The following is a 741-nucleotide window of genomic DNA, read 5'->3' on the forward strand; positions in this document are numbered from 1 at the left end:
ACCGTAAGAGTGGGCCACGTTGTGCACCACATATTTGAATAGCTGGGTCCAATCCGCGCGCTTCACCAGGCTGCTGTATTTGGTACCGATTTCGCACTGCCCGGCAGTGGCCACTTCGTGGTGGTGGACTTCGACTTCCACGCCCATTTCTTCCAGCGCCAGGCACATGGCGGAACGAATATCATGCAAGGAATCGATCGGGGGAACGGGAAAATAACCGCCTTTTACCGCCGGACGGTGGCCGGTATTGCCTTCCTCGTATTTTTTCGCCGAGCTCCAGGCGGCTTCCTCGGATTCAATCCTTACCGAGCAGCCGGACATGTCCGCATGCCAGGTGACAGAATCGAAAATGAAGAATTCGGGTTCCGGGCCGAAGTAGGCGGTATCGCCGATGCCGGTCGATTTGAGATAGGCTTCGCCACGCTTTGCCAGCGAACGCGGATCACGGTCATAACCTTTGCCGTCGGCGGGTTCGATCACGTCACAGGTCATGAGCAGGGTGGCCTCGTCCATGAAGGGATCCATATGGGCGGTTTCCGGATCGGGCATCAACAACATGTCGGAAGCCTGGATACCCTTCCAGCCGGCAATGGAAGAACCGTCGAACGCATGGCCATCTTCAAGCTTGTCCGCATCCAAGGCATGGGCCGGAAGCGTCACGTGCTGTTCCTTGCCGCGGGTATCGGTAAAACGCAGATCAACGAATTTGACTTCGTTGTCCTGGATCATTTTAAGAACATC

At 56.1% G+C, this 741-nt stretch carries 1 protein-coding gene; it reads right to left on the minus strand.

What is annotated here, in order from left to right:
* Positions 1–741, minus strand: a 741-nt coding sequence (locus SQ11_RS15330; protein ID WP_041515072.1) for a glutamine synthetase beta-grasp domain-containing protein, incomplete at both ends; no start/stop codon positions are given.

Origin of the sequence: Nitrosospira sp. NpAV (assembly GCF_000832065.1) — a bacterium.
Classification (GTDB): Bacteria; Pseudomonadota; Gammaproteobacteria; order Burkholderiales; family Nitrosomonadaceae; genus Nitrosospira.